This is a genomic window from Streptococcus sp. HMSC066E07 (assembly GCF_001814695.1).
In the GTDB taxonomy this organism is placed as follows: Bacteria; Bacillota; Bacilli; order Lactobacillales; family Streptococcaceae; genus Streptococcus; species Streptococcus hominis.
In genome coordinates, this window is record NZ_KV817451.1 from 1 (window position 1) to 223 (window position 223).

Consider the following 223-nt stretch of genomic DNA (forward strand, 5'->3'; position numbering starts at 1 on the left):
AACATTCCGAAGATCAATCCGAAGAAAGATGTTGTAGCAACTGTTGAAGATGGTCAAAAAGACCAGAATTCATTGAGTGGTAAGACAGTTAAGGTTGGACAAGTTTACAACTTTGAACTGGAAACATCTTATTTACCAGCTAATCGTGGTCAAGCGATTGAAAAGATGGAAGTGAAAGATACTTACTCTCCATTAGTAGAATACAACGGTGTTCACAAATGGT

1 protein-coding gene is annotated in these 223 nt (G+C 37.2%); it reads left to right on the top strand.

From position 1 onward, the window contains the following. Positions 1-223: LPXTG cell wall anchor domain-containing protein (locus HMPREF2984_RS06340; RefSeq protein ID WP_142350452.1), on the top strand; the 223-nt coding region annotated here is incomplete at both ends.